The sequence below is a fragment of the Desulfogranum aggregans genome, assembly GCF_055398265.1.
The window spans coordinates 674,009-697,082 of sequence record NZ_AP042447.1 but is presented as its reverse complement, the minus strand read 5'-3'; the positions used below and the strand labels follow the sequence as shown (position 1 = coordinate 697,082).

Genomic DNA, 23,074 nt, shown 5'->3' with positions numbered 1-23,074 from the left:
ATATCGCCCCTGCATGGTGATTTTTTTCCTGGTTCGTGCCGTAGCTATTTGTACTCAAATCCAATGCGGCCCGCGACCTTCTCCTCAAGCGTCCAATGATTCTTTTGCAGATTTTCTTTAGCCAAATCGGAAAACGTTCCTGTTATCCATAATTCTCCCGGATGATTTCCAATACTCGCCACTCCACCTGCCAGGCGCCTGTTCCATGTGACATGATCAGCGGGTAAGGTGACAATCATTGTTCCTTTCTCATTAACACCACAAAAAATGCGCCCAACAGATCGAAATTCGACCACGGGTGTAATGTTTTTATCATACCCTGAGAGCATAAGCATAAGAGAAGTCATGATAGATGTGCTTTCCGGGTTAGAGGCATGTACTGCAACATGGAGGGGTAACGCAACGTTTCTCTTTGCTTGTATTTTCTCCAATGCCATGACAAAGGCGGTTTGCTGTAAGGGGGAATAGTGAGGATTTTCAATAAAGAGGTTGGCCAGGGCTGGATCGATATGCAACCGATCCAACCTTTTTCTGTTTTGCCTCTTCAGCTCTGCTGGCGGAGAGGTGGCAACAGCCTCTCCTAAAATACGGGCAGTACCTGATACAGTAAGTGTGCCGCCGGCAAGACCACCTATGGGCATGGTAGCTGCGCCAAGGGTTATGCCCCCGGCATAGTCAGCCCAGGCGATACGATCAAGATTCTGTTGGAGCAGCTGGTTGCGTGAATACACATCAACGTGGTAGCGATAGGCTATCTCCCGCTTGGCTTGCGAAAAACCGATGGTCTGCTCGACTCGAGAATCTTCAGTATCGCCCGGAGTACTATGCAAGAGAGATTCTTCAGCCCGTCCGAAAAGACTACTGAGTCCGGTGGCAGCGTGTTGCAAGGTCGTCCCTGGATCAGTGACAAGCTTCTTGATGCCCTCAACCGTTGCATCCCCTGACGCCTTCAATGAGTTGACAAAAACATCACTCTGTTCCACTCGCTGCATCGCCTCAATAGCTTCAATTTCAAGCAGCAATTTAAAAAGACCGATGTTGGATCGAACAGTGTATTTTCCGTTGTTTGAACTCACGGTATAGGTGTTCGTAAACCCATCATTTTCAACCTTTTCCTCTATTGAATAGCTTTTGCTGTGCACTACTTCTTGAGGCAATACCTGTGAGGCTCGTAGTGTTGCCGCAGCTTCATAGCTGCCACTTCCCGATGCAGGCAGAGCGAAGAGCAAAATACCTGTAGAGAGCATGAGCAGAAAGAGTGTATACCTATATTGATTCGTCATGATAGTCTCTTATCACCAGTAGCGTAACCGCTCAAAACTTCAGCAGTTGTTGCCTGTACACTATTTCAGTAAAAGGGACGGTGCTTCCCGGTAGTCCTAAAACCTGAACCCTATGCCCACTACAGGTCCACTTAATGCCATATCTTCCATGGTTTTATCATCATCAAAGTCATAGCTCAGGTACCTGTAGCCAGCCCGGATATCGCCCCAGCTGAATCGGTAGCCAACCCCTGCAAAAAGTTGCCAGGTGAGCTCTGATCCGCCGGTTCCGATATCAGCATGATAGGGGAGGTACCAGTCGTCATTGAGCGTGATTTCTCCCCGAAGACCAATTATTCCGTCGAGCACAGCTTCGGATTCAGAAATATTTACCTGGGGTGCGGCTGCAGGGAGTGCCCACTGTATGCCCAGGTCACTATCCACATCGACCGTGGTATAGCGGACACCGCCAAGCACGTTGAGTGTTCCATGGTCACCCTTGGCAACTTGATACGCCACAGCACCGCTCACGATCCAGGAACTCAGATCAAGATCTACGGAACCAGAACCGGCTGGGAAGGTTTTTGTTTTTGAGTCGCCGACGTCCATGTACACAACATCGGCGAGTATGGACCATTTGCCATATGTGGATGCAACCCCGCCCATGAAGATCATTTCCAGGTTCTCAAGAATATCATCGGCATCGTACGAGAAGTCCACCCCGGGACCTGGTCCGCCTGGATGCTGTACCGTGCCGTCAATACCGGCAAACCAACCATAAATTGCAACCTCAAGTTCCCAATCCGTGGCCGTAGCTGATGATGGAATACTCCAGCAGGCAAACGCCAGCGCAGCCATAAGACCGGGTAAGATCGAACTGTCTCTCATTTTCATCCTCTTCATTTCTCTTCCTCCTTCACTTAGATCTGTTGGCGTGACCCTTTTTTGCCAGAGTTTCTCCTTTGTTTTCCAATCCCCACCCTCTAGCCGGGTTTCTTTACTACCAGAGGCCCCTGAACGACTTTCATGATGTAGGACACAGGCAAGTCATTTTCAATCAGTTGCGCCATTGCATGCAGGTATTTACGAGTATGGCAGAAAAATGTTTTGTATCCCGGGCAGAGATACTGAAGTCCGGGTTCACCGCCTGGTGTCATACTGAGACGGTGTTTTGGGCACCCTCCCCTACAGGCAGCCAACACTCCACATTCTCGGCAATAGCTGGGCAGCCCCTTTTCTCTTGCTCTCCCAAATCCTGCCTGACGGGAAAGTTCCGCAAGAGTATGCGGTGAATCGGTCAAAATATTGCCAAGCCGGTATGCGGGATAGACAAAATGGTCACAGGCATACACATCGCCATTCTGTTCAAGCACCAGGGAACCACCACACTGCTGTGCATGAACACAGACCGGTGAAGGCTCGCCAAGCCAGGCGTTTAAGGCCCATTCAAAATTCATAACAAAGATCTTGCCAACATCTTGACGTACCCATTCTTCATATATTGCAATGAGAAAAGCACCATACTCCTCGGGCAGCTCGGTCCAGGGGGTTACTTCCGTTAACCCTCTCTGGTCTATCGAGAGTTGCCGGCTCAGCAAGCGATAGACCCCTCATGCGGCTTGCTTCACATGCAATTCGTTCCACAATTGGAGCGAACTGGATGTACTCGACCCCGCACTGCTTGAAAAAATGGTACACTTCCAGCGGTCGTCTGGCGGTCTCCCTGCCAACACTGGCAAGCACGTTATATTTAACATCGTAGTGTTGCAGCATTCGGAGCCCGGCCATTACCTGTTCAAATGAACCCTTGCCGTTTCGATGCCGTCGGTAACGATCATGGATATCCTGCGGTCCATCCAGGCTTAGACCGACAAAAAAGTTATGATCCTTGAGAAAACGGCACCACTCATCTGTCAGTCGGGTTCCGTTGGTCTCCAGCACATTGGTGATATTTTTTTGCCCGGCATATTGATGCTGCAGTTCAACCACCCGTCGGTAAAAAGAGAGCCCCACGAGGGTAGGCTCTCCTCCCTGCCAGACAAATTCCACCTCAGGGGTTGGTTGAAGGGTTATGTACTGATGGATATAGGCAGCCAGTACCTCGTCATCCATTCGAAACTCTTCATCCTTTGCAAGGGGAGCTTTTTTTTCGAGAAAGAAGCAATAATCACAGGAGAGGTTGCAGAGCGGGCCAATAGGTTTAGCTACAATATGAAGTCCTGCAGGGGACTGGAAAGTATCACTGCTGTTCTGTATCGACGAAGTCACGCCAGACCTGTTTTTAAAGGTTTATCTAGCCCGCCGCACTGGCAGAGATAAAATGAAAAATAGTCTATCTGCCTGGTACGGGTTTGTCCTTGGCCGATAGGGTAACCCGTAATCGATACATGTGTTCCAGGTCTTTACGGAAAAAATGGACCAGCCTGTTATGTAGCCAGCCGAGCGACTGGCTACATACTCAGGCCAGATAGGTTAGCTTTTAAAATGCATATCTTAAAGCCAGCACAATGTTATTGGATGTAAGGTCACTGACATCCTCGTCTAAATCGGCATCATCAAGTGACATGTACTCCCAGCCAAGATCTACTGCAACGTTATCGTCAAAGGCGTAGAAGATTCCTGCTCCTCCTTTCCACGCGAACCCGCCATCATCTCCGTCTACATTATAGACACTGACAGTGGCTTGCCCCCAGCCTATTCCACCAGTGATATAGATTCCAAACCCGTCACGAATATGAAAGTCATAATAGCCGTTAACCATAAAAGTGGTCATACGAATATCGCCAGAATCAATAATTTTTCCGGCATCGTTACTCCCTATTCCAAGGGCATCAATATCTGTTTTTTGAGTTGATAATTCTCCCTCTATACGGAAAGCTTCGACTGCATAGCCAATTGCGCCACCAAATCAGTATCCATCATCACTTTTAATATTTACGCCTTCAATTGTCGGATCACCAGGCATTGCATATTTCAGATTACCCTTAACGTACAAACCATCGGCTGCTAAACAGCTCGTACCTGCGATGAATATACTTGAAATGGCAACTGCGCATAATTTATTTTTCATTTTCTATCTCCATCAGATCATTGGTATTTTATCATTCAACATGTGCATCTTGGGTAACAATCTTCACCTAGTACTTTTAAACCAATAGGCAAACCTCCTCGTCACATCAAATCTCACTTGATTTCAAGTCCAACCGAGAGACATAACTCCACAACCAATCAAGAAGAGGCTTTGTCACTTTTCGCAGAGCCTGTCAGTCCTGAACCAGTCTGCACAATTACGTTGTCTCCAGGTTGTGACTGTGGAAAACTGCAGTTATACACGCCTACCGCGCAGCGTCTTACAGTGCGACGCCCGACACCAGCGACACTCACTGGGGTTAAGGGACGTCCAACCCTGGCTTCGACACTCGGCACCAGGTGCTGCGCCCAGGGAAGTTTGAAATGCTCACCAACCTCAGACCCGAAAGATACGATGAGTGCAAAAACAAAGACGATTCCTCCCAGTTTCCATGTATTCATTCTGCGCCTCCGATTGTAAAATGTCCTGGCAAGTCACCTGTGCCTTGGAGATCGGCTAATTCGACTTTTTCGGCCTTGGTAGAGTTCATGAAGTGAAAGCTCGTTGCCGGCACCTCACTCCCGGTCTTCCAGTTTCTGGTTTGAATAGAGTACTGGGGTTCACCTTCAATAAATTTGGAGGTGATGACATATCGAACAGGATAGGGATAATCACCATGGGCAATCCATATCTGCCAATCAACCTCCTTTTTCCTAAAGGCAAGATGATCACACTCAACGCCGCCAATTACGCCACTACCAAGATCCTTTACATCAACTACATCAAGCATCATCTCGTCATAAGAATTCGACAAAAGCAGATCCGCTGCTGGTAACGGCCTGTTATAGGTATCTTTCAATGCGTTTACCAAGTGATCGATGGTTCCAGGTATTTCGAGTTGCGAATAGATATTGAGGTATTTACCCAGCAAAGTTAATGTTTTTCCGTCAAAAGTCATCTCAACATCAGCAAATCCGCTGGAACGGATGGCCCGAATTTTATCAGGCCGCTTGAGAATCACTGAACCGGAACTCGCCAATCCAAGCTTTTGTCCATCGGTTGTAACGACCTCAAGAATAGAATCATATTCAAACGAGAGGCTTTTCTGCGACTGCACATAATCGCACATGGCTTTAAAGATATTTTTCGCATCTGCATCATCAGCTTTTACCTCAGCAGACGAATACACTACAAGCAGCAATGGTATTGCCACTGTGAACACGCCACCCTGGAGAATTCTTACCAACATTTGGATAAACTTCTTCATTTGAGTGCACCTCCTTATACGTTTGCATGATTCTTTTGTTCTACAAACAACTATAAAATCATTTATAATTTTATTCAAACCAAGTTTATGTCATAGTTTTTTTTAAATAATTTTTACACACAAAATATCTTTTATGAGGACTACCTGTTAAAAAATATTTTCAACAGCTTTTCTTTTCCTAATATATTTCCTAATTCACGAAACGCAAAAAAAGGCAGAAAGGCAAAAAAAACCATAAGTACCTGAGCTGCCATTTCGTATGGGTTTTTCTCCAGAGCATTTTTTAATTCTTCAAAAATACCATTTCCATGAAAAAAGCTCCGTGCAAATGACTCAAACACTCGAAAGATAAAGACCCAAATTGAAAAAACTATGGTTTTATAAACAGCGACTTTGCAAAGAGGAAAATTTTTTAACCTTTTTCCTAAATGAAGCAAGTCGCCAATCATAATGAGTTTTGCCAACACAAGGGCTTTAATAATATTAACGCCGTAGTCAGCGAAGCTTAAATTGTATTCTGCCATCAGCAATGCTCGATATATGCTAAATATGCAAAAAAACAGTGCCAGATATACAAAATTAATAATATAGCTACTCAACTCCTTGATTATTTTTTCCTTAAAAACAGTCCATTCCATATTGTTATCATCTCCCTTCAGTAAAGATGGTAGCATCTACTGCCCTGCCAAAAGAAAACCGCTTCATGGGTTGAGGGGGACGTTATAGATTGACCGATATGTTCAGCAAACACCTCGCCAGACATTCGAAAAGCGCAGCTATTCCCGGTTTAAACGTCATATGGCCTACAAGTCGTGTCAATTAAGCAATTCAGGTTCATCCGATAAACGCGTACCTAGAAGTATGCATGTCATAGATTCTGAATTTGAAATATTCCATATCTCTGAATCCCTGCGTAGTGGTGTTTGTGAACAAACTGTCGTAGCAGTGAAGACATTGCGATTCTCCTTGTAATGTTTTGTTATCACGTGAAAAATCACGAACTGCCTTTACGTTTTTGTCAAGAAAACATCGAACTTACATTTTTTATCATAAATACAACAAGATACAGCAAAAAGTTTACGAAAGCGAACCTGCCGGCATTACGCTATTTCACGTTTTGCGGCTATACCGGGAATTGCTGTATTGAAACGATGGCGTCGCGCAGCGGGACGCCATCTACTCAGTAGCTTCGAAAAAATTTATTGCAAATTTAGCACACCTTTCTCTGCCAGTGTGTACAACTGATCGATGTCCTGCTTATTTCAGTGAAATTTTCAGTCCTTGGCCTGCAAAAGTAAGGCGCACACCTTTTTGCGCGGTCTGCAGTTTTAAGACCACCCCTTTACTGTTTTTCATGACAAGAGCAGATCCCCCGCCAACGAGCGCGGCACCCGCTTCCCCTACCAGGTAGGTGCCTTCAAGGTCCTTGGCCTCGACAAGATTGTACACTTCTCCATTGGCCTCTACCCCTGAAATACCGACATCGACGAGCGATACCCCTGATACCTTGAATGCGTGGTTTGTTCCGTCATACATGGAGAACGTCCCCTCTCCCCACTCAACGCCAACGCCAAGAGCAACAGCCTTAATGCTCATGGTGACCTTTCCTGAAACTTCAGGCGCTGGTATCACGCTCACTGCAAACGATTCGGTGTATAATGCCTCGACTTCCTGTCCGACTTCTACTTGCGCCAAATCAATATCGTCCTGAACCTTGAGAACGAGTACTCCCTCGGCCCCTTCAAGACTCACAACTCTGTGCTCCAGGTCTATAGCCGTAACCTGAGCAGCGGCATAGATACTTGCCGTAACCTGCATGCCCGGCTTTTCTCCCTCTTTCGCCCGTTCTGCCGTAAGCTCGGAGACACGCTCTTTCAAGCCACTACCACGTGGCTCAAGTGCCACAGCAAACCCTTGATAATACTCTGCAATAACTAAATCACCACGTTTAAGCTGATCAAAATTACGGACTTCAGGTCCTGCGGTGAAAGATCGCTTTTCGCCAGCTTCGTTTTTCAAGGTTATGACCCGAGTCTCCTTATCGATATCTGTTATCACATCAATTGCTACTGCAGAGCCTTCAACATCCTTGAAGCCGACTTCTTCTGCCATAGCCACGGTTGCCAGCAACATCATGGACAACGCAAAAAGAACTACCGTTGCTTGTTTCACACCAACAATTCGTTTACCCATTCTACACCTCCGGTAACGTTTAGGTTAAAGACCGGTATACACCCGGCCAACATGAAAAAACCGCCTAACTACAGACAATCATTTTTAGAAACATACCAATCACCCTTCATCACACTCTCAATAGCCAGCGTCAGGTCATCGACAGCTGTTCGTTTGAAAACAAACGCCCCGGCTCCAGCTCGACGACATTCTGAAACCACGGCCTCGCTATCGTATACGCTTAAAATAATGAATTTGATTTGAGGGCAATATTTTTGCAGTATGCGCAAAATGTTACCTTCTTCTATTACCGGGAAGGTTAAGTCTGCAATAATGAGATCCGGGGCAATTTTCTCAATTGCCTCGACAAGCGAAGCTTCATCTGCAACCATAAAAGTTTTGTCAAATAACCCCTCCAATAGAGAACGTACCCCTGCCAGCATATTTTGATGAACATCTGCGAGAAGCACTTTTCCATATTGCTTCATTGAGCCGTTCCTCCTGACGCTGGGAATGCGCTCTATAGTTATTTGCACAAGAATGAAAGAAACCTTAATGCTAAAGTTGCGAAGACGATTGAAGTAAAGACAGACTGCAACAGACTAAAATGAATTACTCTTTGTTAGGTAACGTATACGCTGGAGAAAGGGTACTAGCAAAATTACGGGGTTTTAAAGATTGCATGACAATCCTACCACGAAAGAGGATACGTTTTTGCAGCTTGTCAGGCCCTACTGCGAAACACAATCATGAGATCGCCTTGCTCCAAGCGTGTTTTTTAGCTCCCCCTTTCGACGGCCCGCGGAAAAAACACAATAACGGTAACTGCCTGCTGTATAAAAAAAGGACTTAGCCGGAAACTGACAAAGTCCTTGAAAGTGCTTGCTAACGGGGGAGGGATTTGCCCCCCCCGACCTTCGGGTTATGAGCCAGGAGCAGCTTTTTCAAGAATATAGAAATACTAATCATCTATAGTAATTTCAAAAAGTTACGATCGACTCAATACGTTCAGTGTATTCAATAAGTTTGAACTAATAGTAGCAAATAGTACGACCTAAAATAATACCAAGGAGGCATTACCAGGAACTTTACTTTACGAATATACCTCAGGATAACCTCAAGTTTGGCTGCCCTGCCCAAAAACAAAAAAGAAGGTAAAATTAATGTGCTGGCAGGATATTCAGACCTTCGATTGGCAACCGATAATGTCCGAGCTAAGCGGTTGGCGAAAAAACGTAGCGGATATATACCCACCCCTCTTAAAAAGGATGCTGGGTCGTCCCAACGCCGCTATTTCTTCTGAAGAAAAAGGTCTCGCAAGTTATTTTGCACGCCTGCATCAATGCCCAACCCATCTGCGAAATAATTCTCGATGGTTCCGTAACGTTTCTTCATTTCATCAAATGATGCTTCCAGATACTCCTTTTTCACACCAAAAATGGCAACGGGAATGTCGCGATCACCGCCCGCCGCGACAAAGCCGTCGATCGCATGCTGGAATTGTGGCAGAGTATATTCGTTCGAGGCCAAAAAATCCTCCATGACTGTCTCTTCAGGTACGCCTAAGAGCATGAGTAGCGCAGCGGCAGCCCATCCGGTACGATCCTTCCCTGTGGTGCAATGGAAAACAGCTGGCAGCTTATGCTGATCGGCCAGTGACAGGAAAAGTGTGCGGTATGACTGTTTCGCACTCGGCAACGAAACGAATTCACGGTAGCCCTCTATAAACTTTTCCTCTATTTTGCCACCACCTAGTACTGTGTTGGCCTTCTTCGGCTGGTGCAGCAGCGCTTCAAGCTGAGCCGGGGCTGCGGATTTGGCATCGGAAAGCACGTTCAACAGGTGGTACTGTACCCCGGACGGTATCTGGTCGGGTTTGACCTTGACCTCCTCAGTAGTACGCAGGTCGTAATTGTTCTTCAAATTGAGTCGTTCAAGTTTTTTTATCTCCTCAGCGCTCATCGGGTTGAAGGTGATGTGGTAGGAATTTAGTGGACACTTCCTTAGGAGTGAAATATCAAATCTTGAGGGAGGAAATCCATGAGTAAACGATCAAGACGTAACTACACAGATGAATTCAAAAATGAAGCGGTGAAACTGGTCACCGAGCAAGGCTACTCTATAGCAGAAGCTGCACGTAATTTAGGTGTGAACGCAAACCTGCTTGGCCGGTGGAAGAGGGAATCGGAGCAGCCGAATGATGATAATCAATCACCAGGTCAGCTGACAGCAATGCAAGCCGAACTCAAACGCCTTCGCAAAGAAAACAAGCAGCTCAAAATGGAGCGTGAAATTTTAAAAAAGGCAGCGGTCTTCTTCGCAAAGGAAAAGGAGTAAGGTATCAGTTTATCGATGCCGAGAAGAAGGCCTACCCAATCTCCAACTTGTGTGATGTAATGGGCGTGAGTCGCAGTGGTTATTACTCTTGGTGTTCAAGGGGTAAATCAAATCGCCAGAGAGAGCGAGAACGGCTCATCCCCAAAGTAAAAGTAATTCATGAGCGCGCCAGAGGCTCATATGGGGCAAGGAGGATCTCTGAGGAGCTAACCGCGACAGGTGAATCCTGTGGGCGAACCAAAGCCGCAACCCTTATGCAATTGGCTAATATTTCAGCTAAGCAGAAAAGGAAATTCAAAGCGACAACAGACAGCAAGCATAATCTTCCGGTAGCCCCAAATTTACTCAAACGCAATTTTGCCATTTCTCAGCCAGACAGGGCTTATTGCTCTGATATTACCTATATTTGGACTGCTGAGGGCTGGCTCTACCTTGCTGTTGTAATTGATTTGTATTCCAGAAGAGTTGTTGGTTGGTCTCTCAGCAAAAGAATGAAAAAACAGTTGGTCATCAATGCTTTGCAAATGGCAATTTTCCGCCGCCGCCCCGAGCCAGGACTTATTTTTCACTCAGATCGGGGCAGTCAGTACTGTAGCCATAGTTTTCAAAAACTTCTCACTACAAGCCAGATGAAAAGCAGCATGAGCCGCAAAGGAGATTGCTGGGACAATAGTGTCGCGGAAAGTTTTTTTGGCAGTCTCAAAACTGAGCGAATTTTTGATTATCCCTACCCGAACAGGGAAGAGGCAAAGAGTGATGTGATTGATTACATTGAGATGTTTTACAACAGCAATAGACTGCATTCTTACCTGGGCTATCTCAGCCCTGCAGAATTCGAAAAACAAATGGAATTTAAAAAAGCCGCCTAAGAAAAGTGTCCATTTTTACTTGACCACGTCAAGGTGTCAGAGCGATACACCAGTCCATATGCCACAGTCACACCGTCTTGCGTCTTGTATCCGCCTATGTCACGCAGGTTGGGCACCGTAGGAATTCCCAGGACACGTCCAAGGCTCTGACCGGGCGCTAGCTGGGCCAGAGAACCAGGGAACGTTTCGGCGGATAAAGGAAGAGAGAAAGCTGTCATTACGGCAACTATCGTGGCAAATATGCCGAATCGAAGAATTTTCATACGTACCTCCTTACAATCTTAATATTTTTTTTTGCCAGAACGATCCAACCAGAAAACAATTTTTTGTATGGGATTGGGGGTGTTGAGAGAAGTTATGCATAGTATGTTCAAGTTTCAGCCCTCACTCAGAGCCATTTATGACCCGAGTATTTAACAAAGTGCCGTTATTGATGATTACCTAGTTATCCCTGTCTCAACAACAACATCTCTATCCGTACAAAAAAACGATTTTGGATCTAAAGGTCAAATAAACAGAAAACGTGTGGTCAATGTGATAAAATTTAAAAGGAAAAACAAAGAAGTAGTACTAGGAAAAATACTAGTTTTTAATGTTCTTTTGATCAGTATATATTTTCATGCAGTGGTAATTCATAAAAACGTAAGTAAGTACAAATAATTTTTCATGAGGTTAACTGATCCAGATCTCAATCTTATTTCGCAAAGATGAAAGCGAATGGATAAACGGTGGCCTGCTCCTGCCAACTACTTTCTTGAATTTACAGAAAAGATGTTACCCTAACCAAGATTTTGATTGCGCTCTACGTTTACCTCTTGTTCTCGCATTTAACATTTCAATGAAAGATTAATGGTTTCCATGCAAATATTAACATAGCAAAAATATACTTTAATAATATCTGAGCCATAGTTATTTTTGAATTTCATTTCTTATTTAACCTACCCAGTGAAAATGACCAATAACCTAATCTGCCGGAGATAAAACATTAAAAACTAGTATTTTTCCTAGTACAACTTCTCTATCCCTCCCGTTAAATTAAATCCATTAAATGGTATAAATTGATCATACATTTCATTATATTTCGATGTTCTGGTCCTAAAATAGTTTAATTAACTGTTTTTTTGAGGCTTAACGTCACCTTTGACAACAATTTGAAGTCGCTAGAGTAAGGATTTGTTCAAAGGTTCAAGGGAACAGTGAAAACCGGAGAAGTTCTTTTACCGGTATATTTATCAACACAACTGGGAGGAGGGACATGTTAAAAAAAGCAAGAAGACGTAAGCTCATCTGGGTGGGCCTCACGCTTGGCCTGTGCGGATGCCTTGCAGTACCGGTTTTTGGTGCTGCAAAGAATACCGCCAACACCACTACTACTATTGATGGTAAACAACTGCCACCACCATCACCAAAATTTGATGGAGTGATCAAGGAAGATGCCCTGAGTTCCACTCCTTGGTGGCCTCCAAAAGTGGTACCTCCCAAAGATGCACCTAACGTCCTGCTCATAATTACCGATGACGCAGGGTATGGTATCCCCAGTACCTTTGGCGGGGTGATCCCAACGCCAACCCTAGACAGGGTTGCTGAGAACGGTTTACGATACAACAATATCCATTCGACAGCCCTTTGCTCGCCAACGCGGGCTGCACTGCTGACAGGCCGCAACCATCACTCGGTGGGCTTCGGTGTGATTTCCGAACAGTCCACTGGGTATCCGGGATACAACAGCATTATTCCAAAGGAGAAGGCTACTATCGGCCGAACTTTGCTGGACAACGGCTATTCAACAGCCTGGTTCGGCAAGAACCATAATACACCAGCATTTGCCGCTAGTCAGGCGGGTCCATTTGATAAGTGGCCAATTGGCTTAGGTTTCGAGTACTTTTACGGTTTTGTGGGGGGAGACGCCAACCAATGGGAACCTAACCTGTTCCGCAACACCAGCCAGATCTACCCATTCAAGGGTAAAGAAGACTGGAACTTAATCACGGCCATGGCTGATGATGCCATCTCCTATATGCATCGCCTCAATCAAATCGACCCCAACAAACCTTTCTTAATCCACTATGCGCCAGGGGCTACGCATGCGCCTCACCACCCAACTAAGGAGTGGGTAGAAAAAATCAGTGCCATGAGTCTGTTTGATGAAGGCTGGGAAGCGCTACGTGAGACTATCTATAAAAACCAGAAAAAAATGGGGATCATACCAGAGGATGCCCAACTCGAGCCCTGGCCAAAGGATTTGCTGAAACCTTGGGACAAACTCACCGAGACAGAAAAAAAGCTATTCATCAAGCAGGCAGAGGTTTTCGCTGCATATGCAGCTTATACTGACCATGAAATAGGTCGGGTGATCCAAGCTATTGAAGATATGGGTAAGCTCGACAACACCCTGATCATCTACATCAACGGTGACAACGGCACCAGTGCTGAAGGTGGTCCGATGGGCACCCCCAATGAAGTTGCCTGGTTCAACGGTGTCGCGAATATGCCAGCTGAGGAGCAAATGAAATGGTATGATGTCTGGGGAACCGAGCAAACCTACAACCACATGTCTGCAGGGTGGTCATGGGCATTCGACACGCCTTTTACCTGGTTCAAACAGAACGCCTCCAAATTGGGCGGCATTAAGCAGAACGGGGCGATCATGTGGCCGGCACGGATTAAAGACAAAGGAGAAATGCGTGAACAGTTCGTGCATGTCATCGACGTTGTTCCCACCATCCTTGAAGCCGCTGGCATCTCTGCTCCGGAGGAAGTCAACGGCATCAAACAGGCGCCAATCGAAGGTACCAGCTTTGCTTACACTTTTGATAAGGTAAATGCGAAGGCACCTTCCCGCCACAAGACTCAATATTTTGAAATGATGGGCCAATGGGCCCTGTATCATGAAGGTTGGCTACTCAGCACAAAGGTTGATCGCGCACCATGGGAAGGCTTCAAGACCGCCAATACCGATCCTCTCAACAACCAGGTGCTCGAGCTTTACAACCTCAATGAAGACTTCAGTCAGTCCAATAACATTGCTGATCAACATCCAGACAAGTTGAAAGAGCTGAAAGAGATGTTCATTGAGGAAGCGAACAAGTATCAGGTATTTCCCATGGATGCTTCTGTCGCAACCCGGCTCGCCCAGCCTCGCCCCAACATTACTGCCGGACGTAGTGAGTTTGTTTATACCAGACCAATGACCGGGCTTCCGCAAGGTGATTCACCCAGTATTCTCAATAGTTCCTATACTATTACAGCCGACATTGAGGTAAATGAGGGCGCCGAAGGAATGATTCTCACTTCAGGAGGACGTTTCGCAGGCTACGGATTCTACCTGCTCAAATCCAAACCGGTTTTTGTTTGGAACATGCTCAATCTTGAGCGGATTAAGTGGGAAGGACCAGTTCTTGCGCCGGGAACGCACACCGTTGAATTTGATTTTAAATATGATGGTATTGGTGCTGGCACACTTGCTTTTAACAGTATGACTGGTCTTGGTCGCAGCGGGACCGGTACACTGAAAGTTAACGGAAAAGTGGTTGACACCAAGAAGATGGAGAAGACACTGCCGATGATTCTGCAGTGGGATGAGGCGTTTGATATTGGCTCTGATACACTGACCGGAGTCAATGACGATGATTACCTGCCACCCTTTCCCCTGACCGCCACACTGAATAAACTGACGATTAAAGTCGACAGACCAGAACTTAGCAAGGCTGACATTGCCAAGCTCCAACAGGCGCAACGCAACAACAAGATGAGTGAATAACCGTTCTCATCGCTCTGAAGTTGTACCAGGTGAATACCACATTGAACAGCAATGCTGTTCAATGTGGTCACCATTCTAACCGTGTTACCTGCTAAACAATTCTCGACCCATCTATATTAGTCAGCATGGTATTCCCGCCAGCAACACAGGTATTACTAGAAATGGCTGCCGTTCATCAATTGGTATTTCCGAAATGGAAAGAATAAGGTGAATTTGCAAATTTTCTTAAATAGTTAACCTTTCCAATACGAGCCTCTGAAACAGTGAAAATACACTTTTCCTTTTACACTCCATGGAAACATGTAAAATCCGGGTGGTTAACCATCCTGTCAAGATTTGAACAGGCAAGATCTTAAACCTCTACATGACCATGGAGTGGTTGCTTTGAGAATGCATTTAATCTTAGACAGGAGTTTACCGCTACCGCTTCACTTAACCATCCAAAAGTATACAAGTACAAGTATATAGAGCTACAGCTCCTGTAAGACCCCATCTTTTATCTGCCATCCAAATGCTTTGGCGATATGCGCCTGTAAATCATCCGGCTCCTCCAGCATTCTCACCGCTTTTCGTTTTTTGGGCATCCACAGAAGGCACGAGTGCAGGTTGCGCATGCTCTGCATTGCCTTTTTTGCGGTGATATCAAGATCAGCTCTCCGTAATTGTAATTCAATGAGACGAAGTAATGTGAGCGCCACCACGCACGTAAAGATGTGGCATCTGATTTTGCTGTCCGTCCAATGGCGTATTGGTCGCAGGCATACCTGCTCTTCATCTTTTGTCAGGCGAAAACCATCTTCCACTGCCCATCGGTCAAGGCTGGCTTGAACAATCTCTTCTGTGGGCCACTCGCCAAGATCCGTGATGAGAATATTTTTGCCGAACTTGTCGATATATCGGCTTATTTTGTAGTGATTCTTCCTGAAATTTAACTCCAGGCAACCATTGATATCAGATATTTCCACCTTGTACAGGTCTGGTGGCAGGTGGAGTTCGAGGCATTTATCGGTGTATCGTTTCTGTATGCATGAGGCCTTTCGCCATTGCGGCGCCTGACTGTTCACCTTGCGCTGAACAGCAAACAGAAAATCCTGCAGCTGGATCAGTTTCTTTTCAAAACCATACCGCTGTTTTGTTGCCGTCAGTGGATTGTAGGTGACGACCACTGTGCGATCCTGTCCCCAATAGCTGCCCTTGGTCCGCCATGCCAGCAGCAGGTCGTCTTTTCGTCCTTTTCTTGCCAGTTCTTTGTTTTTACGTGTGTCAACAGGTTCAAATTGTTTCAACGGTACGTGAATCAGCTCTTTGCTGAAATACGTCGAGTAGGTCGTTATGAAATGAACATGCTCTCTCGCGTCAATGGCAGATATATTTTCTTCGCTATTGATTCCTTTATCAAAAACAATCGTCAACTCAGCTTGTTGTTGAGCCCCTTCTTTCATGGCTTCAAAGACATCATCAACCATCTGGAGAAAGACCTTTGAATCATGCCTGTTCCCTTCGTACTCTTTGTAAAAAAACGGGAGGCGTTTATCGCGGCTGACGAGGAGTGCCAGGCCGACTTGGCGCAACCAGTTTCGCCCCTCCTTACTCTTTCCTCGCTGCGCCAACTCCGAATCCGTATCACTGGCCATAAAAGTGTAGAAGTTGGTCGTATCGAAAAGAAAGCAGTCTGATCCGGGAGGCTCCAGCTGGTTGACGCGGTTAAAAAACTCTTGAGCCATGGCCTGCAGGTGTCCTTCTTCAACTTTCTCCCATTTGCGCCAGAACATCTGCGAGTTGAGCTGATCGGTCTGTACTGGCCGAATGTGCTGAACAGCAGTTTGCCTGTACCACTCAGGCAGCGCTCTTTTGGAGCAGGCAGCGATCATGCGATTATAGACTGCATACACAAAATATTCGCCAACGGTCGGTTTGCCGTTTTCTCTCTTCTGGGGAACGACTGCATCGACCAGCCCAGCTAAGTCGATCTGTTTTTCTACCAAATTTGCAAGCCACAGAGCCCCATACTCTTGGACCTGGAGCCTGCTCGGAATGCCTGCTTTTCCCTGCGCCATTTCCAGTATACGCTCTGGAGACCCCAGGTACACTTGATTGATGACCTTGGGTTTCCCGTCGACCCTTGCCATTTCTCGGACGTAGTAATAGGGTCTGCCATTTTTCGTTTTCTTGTGTAAATGTGCCATGTTGGCATTGTACTAATTAGGTCTTACAAATTCAAGACAAAAAAGGCGAACTTTCTGTTTTTTCATGATTTTTTAATTGGGGAGATTTGAAAAAGGCGGGGTCTTACGTGAAAGAGCGATGCAACATGCTGATATTATATGGATTTTCTTCGAAAAAGGTCGTTAAATGTTAAACTCCTGTTAGAATGTTATCTGAAAAGGCCGCGAGTATCTTAAGCTTCAGGAAGTTTAGATTACCCCTGTTCCATACACGTATTCCGTTCTAACATCCTATCAAAGAAAAGGAACTTTTGGGTTTTACCTTATCCATGAGAGGGTTGAACTTCAGCCTACGAGAAAGTTGCCTGCCTCCCTCTATCCCTTCCGATTCATGCGATCAAAGATGTAAGGGGGCAAAGTTAACAGGTTGTGAGCAAACGCTGGCTTGAGATACTTCCTTGATCTTCGAGCCAACAGCTCCAGTTATTTGCTGAGAAAAAGTATTTTAGGCAGGATTGTCATGCTTGAGATTAATCACGATCGACCTCACAGAGGGCTGGGCTGGACCCTGAAAGCCCCCTAGAGGTCACTTAGGACGTTGTTAACAATTGTTAAAAGCACTAGCCTCCCCTGTTCTGTTCCACAAACAGCAGATGAAATGATGCTCCACTCTCAAGAAGTACCCCAAATTTTCTTATTGAGCCCACGATTGAATGACTGCATCTTTCAAGTCATTACGAAGTCCATCCGCCACAGCCAGCGAACCGCCTGACTGCGAGAGTATTGTGGCGATATCATACCCCTTTCCATACGCCTGCTCGTTGAGTGACTGAAGCACGTTGATATCCTGGTCCCCCATTACAGTACCGAGATACGCACCCTTGGATGTCGACACAAGAATGACTTCGAGTCCCCCTTCAATTCCACCAGATCCGGTAGCACCCAGCCCCCATGCACCTAAAGCGAATCCTCCGGTACCACTGAGCTTAGCAACACCGCTGATAAGATCATCAGTTGCCCTATCGGTCATAATCAGCATAATGATTGACGATTCCATAATCCCTGCCTGTAGACCGACATTCCACTCTGAAAGCGACATGAATACCGGATCACTCCATTCTTTGCCGTGTCTTCGCAACAACATCCCCTCGCCTTTCTGCATACCGATAAGAAAACCACCTGAAGTTACCTCAGGTGCTACAAAGATTGCGCGGGCAGCACCAAGAAGATTTCTCATCGCTTCAGACTGGCTATGGGAAAAAAAAGATTTCAAATGAGCCTGGTTTTTTTTTACCATCTCATCGACTGTTTGTTGCGATTCACTTGCATGAAGAGGTGGTCCAACAATAAATACAGAACACAGACCAATAACAATCATCGCCTTGGTAATGAACTGATATAGGTTCATGGCGCTTCTCCTTTGGTACATTCTCTGTTGTTGATATGATTTTCCATCGCTCGCTGGTGAAGCCCTCTTCACCCGGAGTATTCAAAATACCCTTTGGCTCTAGCGATATAACGAAAATGGTGTGAAAATGGCCTGTACAGCCGAAAGCGAAATATTCGTCTGATAGGTAACGTATGATACGGGGAAAGGGTACTAGGAAAATTACGGGGTTTTTAAGATTCCATCGCGGTCAGCAGAAAGAACATTGTGTTTGACTGCATAGCGGATCAACTCAGCGACACTGTTGATATTGAGATCCTTCATCATTTGATATTTATGGTATTCGACGGTCCTGGTGGAGATATCAAGAATTGACGCGGCTTCTTTCGTCGCATACCCTTCACAGAGGAGTTGCAGTACTTCCCGCTGACGTTTGGTGAGAAAGGCTTTTTCCTTATACCGTTCTTTTGACCCTTTTTTCTGTTTTTCTATATAGTCGTTTTCAAGAAGCGGAGTGATGTACGATTTCCCAAGTAAGGTATGACGGATTGCTTCAAGGAGCTCATGCGGTGCAGAATGCTTCAAAACATATCCATCTGCTCCTGCTTCCTGGGCCCTGATGGCATAACTTATATCAGGATGCATGGTAAGGAAGATGACCTTGACCTTCTCATTGTGTCGACGAATTTGCTCAACAGCCTCAATTCCGTTGAGTAAAGGCATCGATATATCAACAATAATGACATCAGGCTGCAGCTTAGTCACGGCATCAATAAGTGCTCGTCCATCTTCAACGATTTGAACAAGTTCAAACTCAGGTTCAATAACACTCTTCAATCCTTCGGCTACTATACGGTGATCGTCAGCAAGTATAATTCGTGGTCGGTTCATTTTTCGCCTTCTTGAAAGGGTATGCTGGCCCGCAGTGAGGTTCCCTGACCGGGCGCGGATTGCAGAAAAAAATCCCCATGAACAAACTGCACCCGTTCACGCATGCTGGAGAGCCCCAGACCCGGCACGGATTTTACTTGCTTCGGATTAAAGCCTCTGCCATTATCCTGCAGGGTAAGATCAAAACGCTGGTCACTATACCGTAAAAAAAGCTCCGATTGATCAGCTTTGGAATGGGAGGCTATATTCCTCAACCCTTCCTGAATGATTCTGTACAGGCAAAGAGCTATATCCTGATCTATGTTGTCGGGGATGTTGTCATGGGTGAATAAGACCTGGGTGGCATTCTGCTTCATGAATGCATCCAGTTCCACATTGATTGCAGGAACAAGGCCGAGATCATTAATAATTGTCGGGTGCAGTTGCCGGGATAACCGATGGACATCTTCAGAAATTCGGATTAATTGCTCTTTAATCCTGGTTGCACCGTATAGGTATTCATCAAAAGCTGTCCCCGGCGTACTCATCTGCAGTTCCAGCTTTCCGGCTTCTATTGCCATCAGTGCAAGTCGCTGGGTCAGATCATCATGCAGTTCTCTGGACAATCTTCGTAATTCCTTCTCCTGATCAAAGATCAATCGTCCGGTCAGTTGCTGGAGCTCTTTTTTATGTTCCAGAATAGTTTGCTGATGGGCTTGTAGTGCATTCTCTGCCTTCTTTTGTTCAGTGATATCGCGCAACACACCGATAATCCTGGAGGCATGCCCTGTATCGTTTCGCTGCAGTACACTTGATAAATGATGGAGATGGATTATCCCGCGCTGAGGGTGCCGATAGCGATAGTCGAGAACAAGGTGATCCGTCCCTTCCTCAATAACCTTGTGAACTGAACGCTGTACAAAAGAAAGATCAGCAGGGTGTATGTGTTCCAACCAGTATTGGCGGGGGTCGCCCTCATATTCCCGAGGAAGACCAAGAAAACTGCGCATTCTTTCATCAAGAAATACCATTTGAAAGTGCTCACCCATCTCATAAAAGCCCAGTTCAGCAATATCAATGGCTACCGCTAAACGTTTCCTGCTCACCCTGAGCTCTTCTTCCATCTTTTTATCTTTGGTTATGTCAATGGACAGCCCCAGCAGCTTTTCAGGAGTACCATCTTCCCGAAAGTAGGGTTTTCCCATAGAACATATCCATTTGGGTGGACCGCTTTTATCCAGAATGCGATATTCAATTTTCAGTTGTTTGCGCTGGTTAAAGGCTGTTGATATGGCCTGAAAGAATGAATGACGATCATCAGGGTGGATAATCTGCACCAAGCTGTCAATGGTATCTGTCAGGTGCAGTGCCTTGCCTGTCATCTGCACGGCCTTGTCTGTTACCCTGAGCTCTTCCGTGGTCATATCAAATTCCCAGAGGTCAGCTTCAGCCGATTCTGCGGCAAGTCGAAGCCGCGCTTCATTGGCGCGAAGTTTTGTTTCGGTAATTTTACGTGCCAAAGCGCTGTTGAAAACTTGAGAAACCATGACCAACCTGTTTATGGTCATATCTGCCCACTGCCTTTCATCTCGTATCATATCAAAGCTGACAACGGCGTGAGGCGCCTCTCTGCCAACGGCAAGTGGTATAATAACAGAGGACTTTACTCCATACCCCTCCCTGAATTGTTGATCTCTACGGGCCTCAGTTCCCATATCTTTTGTGGAGAGGATGAATGGTTCACCTTTTTCCACCTTACGCATAATCCAGGGAACGACGTTATGCGCATCTATCCGGCCTGGGTGTTCCAGGCCTCCCGAGTCACCGTAGAGGTGAGTCAATATCATATATCTTCGGTTTATGTCCTCCCACTGCCACAGTGAGGATAAATCGAAATCGAACCATTCGCAGATGCGTCGCTGATCCGCCTCGATGCATGTATCTATGAGATCAACCGGTAAGTTGATGTACCGTGATGAGATATCAAACAATAGTTGTTCAAAGGACATTAGCCTCAACCTCACTTGATGTGGAATGTGCTGAGCGTATGCATCTCTTTTATTGAAAACTGAAAATCAAACTGCAACCTGCATCCGTAACGGCTGGTGATCCTGATTTTTTTAATGTATACCAACGGGTTCCACCAATAACGAAAAAACAACCCGACGCAGACTCTAAAAGAGGAGACCTGGGTCTATTGCCCCTCCACGATCCGGCTCCCTGGTCACTCTCTCACTTGAAGGTATCTGCTGAATATACAGAAAAAATAGGAAATGTGAGGTTATCTCGTACAGTTCACAAGCCAACGAAAAAATGCAAATTGTGATGGGAGGTAGATAAGATATTCAGGATGCCATTGTACACCGATGATCCTGTTCTTATTTGACTCAACGGCCTGGGTAATCTCATCCAAATCCCATCCGACAACCTGAAGGTCAGTCCCGACGGTTTTGATTGCCTGACTATGCAGACTGTTGACTCGCAGGTGCACTTTGTTACATATTTTGGCCAGTTGCGAGTCTGGCAAGAGTCGAACCTGCTTGGTCGGCAGCAAACCAGGCCTGTTATAGGTGTAGCGGCGCAGGGAACGGATGTCCTGGTAGAGGTTGCCGCCCAGGACAACATTGATCAGTTGCGCGCCTCGACAGATGCCCAATAACGGGATATTTCTTTCCAGCGCTTTGTTGATCCATTCGATTTCCAACAGGTCGCGCCCAGGATCAATCTTGTTCGCGTTGTTGATGTCGCCATTGTAGTGTTCCGGGCTGATGTCGTCACCACCACCGATGATCAACGCATCAAGGGTGTTGCCGCTTGGCGGGTGACGAACGCTGATCCGCTCCGGGATGGCACCAGCCAACTTAAGTGCAAAGGAAGTACACCACCAACTTGGAGACCAATGTTTTGCGTTGCCGGTTATGCCAATCCGCGGTTTTTCAGCCATTGATCAATAAATGCTACCCATTTTTTGCGGTTAATGCCGAGAACCGGCCGGTCTGCATCAAGAAACGCTGCACCCAATTCGTCCAGGTCATCTGGTCGACAGGATAACTGCTCGATAATGCACCATTTATTCCACGATTGAGCCAGAGACCAATCCGCCCGCTCAATATTGCAGTTGGGCAAACGATAGTGAAAGGCCGGCCGTGCCTTTACTTTGGCATCATCCACCACACTGCGCACGCACTCGTCATCGATCTCTGCCAACAAGGGCAACATGTCCAACCCTCGATTGCGGGATGCATTGTATGCCAAATAATCGGCGCAAACCATATCAATACCTGGATTGGACCGAGACAGCAACCGCTTGACATATTCTTCAGGGTACAGATCGATGTAGGGGCTTATTTTACGGGTTGTGTTCACCTCATGCGCTTCAACCAACCACCACTGGAGGACCGAATACGCCCGCAAATAGGAAAACATGGTGGCCGCATCAAGATAGGGAATTTCGGTATTAATATGTACTCCGTAAGCTGCAAACAAAGATTCTTCGGTTCCAACAGCTCCAGCTTTGCGCAGCGCAGATACCATCGGGTTCAGGGCATTGAGATGAGCTATGGGAATCGGCGGACAGACCACTTCCACGGGGACGAGCAGACTTGCCGCTTTGCTTGCCTGCTCGATCCACTCCCCGTTTTCTTGATCCTGATCCTTTTCCACTGCTTTTCGCTTCAGATAGGCCCAGTCAAGTTCGACATGAAAATCGCCCATTGATTCCACGTGCACAACCTGTTCGGCTGCGGTTCCATTCTTCAGCTTCCCACCTAACGACGACCGGAGAGCATCAACGGCTTGATCCAGGGTGAGGCCGGAAAACTCTAACTCAAACCCCACCATACGGGGAGTACCGTCACCTTTAACCGTGACAGGAGGCGCCTTGAAATGGACATGTTGATTCATTGATAATAAACC

20 protein-coding genes and 1 pseudogene are annotated in these 23,074 nt (G+C 46.2%); 2 read left to right on the top strand and 19 right to left on the bottom strand.

Annotation, left to right across the window (positions count from 1 at the left end):
• Positions 1-44: 44 nt before the first annotated feature.
• The 12 genes and pseudogenes from ACZ52Z_RS03295 to ACZ52Z_RS03240 form a co-directional block, all read right to left on the bottom strand.
• Positions 45-1,283, bottom strand: coding sequence for a hypothetical protein (locus tag ACZ52Z_RS03295; RefSeq protein WP_464269335.1), 1,239 nt, complete (start codon positions 1,281-1,283; stop codon positions 45-47).
• A gap of 96 nt (positions 1,284-1,379) precedes the next feature.
• A complete protein-coding gene (locus ACZ52Z_RS03290) occupies positions 1,380-2,165 on the bottom strand; it encodes a porin family protein (RefSeq protein WP_464269334.1) in 786 nt (261 codons plus the stop codon).
• Between the two features lie 80 nt (positions 2,166-2,245).
• The gene (locus ACZ52Z_RS03285; RefSeq protein ID WP_464269333.1) at positions 2,246-2,719 is read right to left on the bottom strand and encodes an SPASM domain-containing protein; all 474 of its coding nucleotides are present in this window, start codon (positions 2,717-2,719) and stop codon (positions 2,246-2,248) included.
• Between the two features lie 37 nt (positions 2,720-2,756).
• Positions 2,757-3,530, bottom strand: a complete 774-nt coding sequence (locus ACZ52Z_RS03280; RefSeq protein WP_464269332.1) for a radical SAM protein — start codon at positions 3,528-3,530, stop codon at positions 2,757-2,759.
• A gap of 211 nt (positions 3,531-3,741) precedes the next feature.
• Complete coding sequence (locus ACZ52Z_RS03275) at positions 3,742-4,158, bottom strand: outer membrane protein (RefSeq protein ID WP_464270748.1); 417 nt, start codon at positions 4,156-4,158, stop codon at positions 3,742-3,744.
• Positions 4,159-4,170: 12 nt separating this feature from the next.
• Positions 4,171-4,332, bottom strand: a complete 162-nt coding sequence (locus tag ACZ52Z_RS03270) for a hypothetical protein (protein WP_464269331.1) — start codon at positions 4,330-4,332, stop codon at positions 4,171-4,173.
• 251 nt (positions 4,333-4,583) lie between these two features.
• Positions 4,584-4,793: pseudogene (locus tag ACZ52Z_RS03265) on the bottom strand (hypothetical protein); the annotation flags it as partial.
• The gene (locus ACZ52Z_RS03260; protein WP_464269330.1) at positions 4,790-5,599 is read right to left on the bottom strand and encodes a DUF2092 domain-containing protein; all 810 of its coding nucleotides are present in this window, start codon (positions 5,597-5,599) and stop codon (positions 4,790-4,792) included. The gene ACZ52Z_RS03260 and the pseudogene ACZ52Z_RS03265, both read right to left, overlap by 4 nt.
• Positions 5,600-5,739: 140 nt before the next feature.
• The gene (locus ACZ52Z_RS03255) at positions 5,740-6,237 is read right to left on the bottom strand and encodes a hypothetical protein (protein ID WP_464269329.1); all 498 of its coding nucleotides are present in this window, start codon (positions 6,235-6,237) and stop codon (positions 5,740-5,742) included.
• Between the two features lie 619 nt (positions 6,238-6,856).
• Positions 6,857-7,792: a hypothetical protein gene (locus ACZ52Z_RS03250; RefSeq protein WP_464269328.1), complete on the bottom strand. Its 936-nt coding sequence runs from the start codon at positions 7,790-7,792 to the stop codon at positions 6,857-6,859.
• A gap of 68 nt (positions 7,793-7,860) precedes the next feature.
• A complete protein-coding gene (locus ACZ52Z_RS03245; RefSeq protein WP_464269327.1) occupies positions 7,861-8,259 on the bottom strand; it encodes a response regulator in 399 nt (132 codons plus the stop codon).
• 802 nt (positions 8,260-9,061) lie between these two features.
• The gene (locus tag ACZ52Z_RS03240; protein ID WP_464269326.1) at positions 9,062-9,733 is read right to left on the bottom strand and encodes a tyrosine-protein phosphatase; all 672 of its coding nucleotides are present in this window, start codon (positions 9,731-9,733) and stop codon (positions 9,062-9,064) included.
• Positions 9,734-9,811: 78 nt separating this feature from the next.
• Here ACZ52Z_RS03240 and ACZ52Z_RS03235 point away from each other — a divergent pair.
• Positions 9,812-10,977 (top strand): IS3 family transposase gene (locus tag ACZ52Z_RS03235; protein ID WP_464269325.1). Its coding sequence is split into 2 segments (ribosomal slippage): positions 9,812-10,067 and positions 10,067-10,977, totalling 1,167 coding nucleotides; the frame shifts between segments, so codons are not numbered across the junction.
• Here the strand turns inward: ACZ52Z_RS03235 and ACZ52Z_RS03230 are convergent.
• The gene (locus ACZ52Z_RS03230; RefSeq protein ID WP_464269324.1) at positions 10,974-11,240 is read right to left on the bottom strand and encodes a tyrosine-protein phosphatase; all 267 of its coding nucleotides are present in this window, start codon (positions 11,238-11,240) and stop codon (positions 10,974-10,976) included. The genes ACZ52Z_RS03235 and ACZ52Z_RS03230 overlap by 4 nt on opposite strands.
• A gap of 992 nt (positions 11,241-12,232) precedes the next feature.
• Between ACZ52Z_RS03230 and ACZ52Z_RS03225 the strand changes: the two genes are divergently transcribed.
• Entirely contained in the window at positions 12,233-14,737 is a 2,505-nt protein-coding gene (locus tag ACZ52Z_RS03225; protein ID WP_464269323.1) for an arylsulfatase, read from the top strand.
• Between the two features lie 470 nt (positions 14,738-15,207).
• Here ACZ52Z_RS03225 and ACZ52Z_RS03220 read toward each other — a convergent pair whose 3' ends face one another.
• From ACZ52Z_RS03220 to ACZ52Z_RS03195, 6 genes are all read right to left on the bottom strand, one after another.
• Entirely contained in the window at positions 15,208-16,923 is a 1,716-nt protein-coding gene (locus ACZ52Z_RS03220; RefSeq protein WP_464268289.1) for an IS1634 family transposase, read from the bottom strand.
• A gap of 673 nt (positions 16,924-17,596) precedes the next feature.
• Complete coding sequence (locus ACZ52Z_RS03215) at positions 17,597-18,310, bottom strand: lipid-binding SYLF domain-containing protein (protein ID WP_464269322.1); 714 nt, start codon at positions 18,308-18,310, stop codon at positions 17,597-17,599.
• A 201-nt stretch (positions 18,311-18,511) separates the two neighbouring features.
• The gene (locus tag ACZ52Z_RS03210) at positions 18,512-19,180 is read right to left on the bottom strand and encodes a response regulator (RefSeq protein ID WP_464269321.1); all 669 of its coding nucleotides are present in this window, start codon (positions 19,178-19,180) and stop codon (positions 18,512-18,514) included.
• Positions 19,177-21,168, bottom strand: coding sequence for a PAS domain-containing sensor histidine kinase (locus ACZ52Z_RS03205; protein WP_464269320.1), 1,992 nt, complete (start codon positions 21,166-21,168; stop codon positions 19,177-19,179). Before ACZ52Z_RS03205 ends, ACZ52Z_RS03210 begins: the two co-directional genes overlap by 4 nt.
• A gap of 272 nt (positions 21,169-21,440) precedes the next feature.
• Positions 21,441-22,103 carry a gamma-glutamyl-gamma-aminobutyrate hydrolase family protein gene (locus ACZ52Z_RS03200; RefSeq protein ID WP_464269319.1) on the bottom strand — a complete coding sequence of 221 codons (663 nt, stop codon included), beginning with the start codon at positions 22,101-22,103 and terminating at the stop codon, positions 21,441-21,443.
• Positions 22,076-23,062, bottom strand: a complete 987-nt coding sequence (locus tag ACZ52Z_RS03195; RefSeq protein WP_464269318.1) for an amidoligase family protein — start codon at positions 23,060-23,062, stop codon at positions 22,076-22,078. Before ACZ52Z_RS03195 ends, ACZ52Z_RS03200 begins: the two co-directional genes overlap by 28 nt.
• Positions 23,063-23,074: the final 12 nt, after the last annotated feature.

Coding starts and splice junctions, on each gene's coding strand:
- ACZ52Z_RS03255 (WP_464269329.1), bottom strand. CDS start 6,237: ATGGAATGGACTGTTTTTAAGGAAAAAATAATCAAGGAGTTGAGTAGC.
- ACZ52Z_RS03270 (WP_464269331.1), bottom strand. CDS start 4,332: ATGAAAAATAAATTATGCGCAGTTGCCATTTCAAGTATATTCATCGCA.
- ACZ52Z_RS03210 (WP_464269321.1), bottom strand. CDS start 19,180: ATGAACCGACCACGAATTATACTTGCTGACGATCACCGTATAGTAGCC.
- ACZ52Z_RS03295 (WP_464269335.1), bottom strand. CDS start 1,283: ATGACGAATCAATATAGGTATACACTCTTTCTGCTCATGCTCTCTACA.
- ACZ52Z_RS03215 (WP_464269322.1), bottom strand. CDS start 18,310: ATGAACCTATATCAGTTCATTACCAAGGCGATGATTGTTATTGGTCTG.
- ACZ52Z_RS03250 (WP_464269328.1), bottom strand. CDS start 7,792: ATGGGTAAACGAATTGTTGGTGTGAAACAAGCAACGGTAGTTCTTTTT.
- ACZ52Z_RS03220 (WP_464268289.1), bottom strand. CDS start 16,923: ATGGCACATTTACACAAGAAAACGAAAAATGGCAGACCCTATTACTAC.
- ACZ52Z_RS03225 (WP_464269323.1), top strand. CDS start 12,233: ATGTTAAAAAAAGCAAGAAGACGTAAGCTCATCTGGGTGGGCCTCACG.
- ACZ52Z_RS03240 (WP_464269326.1), bottom strand. CDS start 9,733: ATGAGCGCTGAGGAGATAAAAAAACTTGAACGACTCAATTTGAAGAAC.
- ACZ52Z_RS03245 (WP_464269327.1), bottom strand. CDS start 8,259: ATGAAGCAATATGGAAAAGTGCTTCTCGCAGATGTTCATCAAAATATG.
- ACZ52Z_RS03195 (WP_464269318.1), bottom strand. CDS start 23,062: ATGAATCAACATGTCCATTTCAAGGCGCCTCCTGTCACGGTTAAAGGT.
- ACZ52Z_RS03285 (WP_464269333.1), bottom strand. CDS start 2,719: ATGAATTTTGAATGGGCCTTAAACGCCTGGCTTGGCGAGCCTTCACCG.
- ACZ52Z_RS03200 (WP_464269319.1), bottom strand. CDS start 22,103: ATGGCTGAAAAACCGCGGATTGGCATAACCGGCAACGCAAAACATTGG.
- ACZ52Z_RS03230 (WP_464269324.1), bottom strand. CDS start 11,240: ATGAAAATTCTTCGATTCGGCATATTTGCCACGATAGTTGCCGTAATG.
- ACZ52Z_RS03205 (WP_464269320.1), bottom strand. CDS start 21,168: ATGTCCTTTGAACAACTATTGTTTGATATCTCATCACGGTACATCAAC.
- ACZ52Z_RS03260 (WP_464269330.1), bottom strand. CDS start 5,599: ATGAAGAAGTTTATCCAAATGTTGGTAAGAATTCTCCAGGGTGGCGTG.
- ACZ52Z_RS03290 (WP_464269334.1), bottom strand. CDS start 2,165: ATGAAGAGGATGAAAATGAGAGACAGTTCGATCTTACCCGGTCTTATG.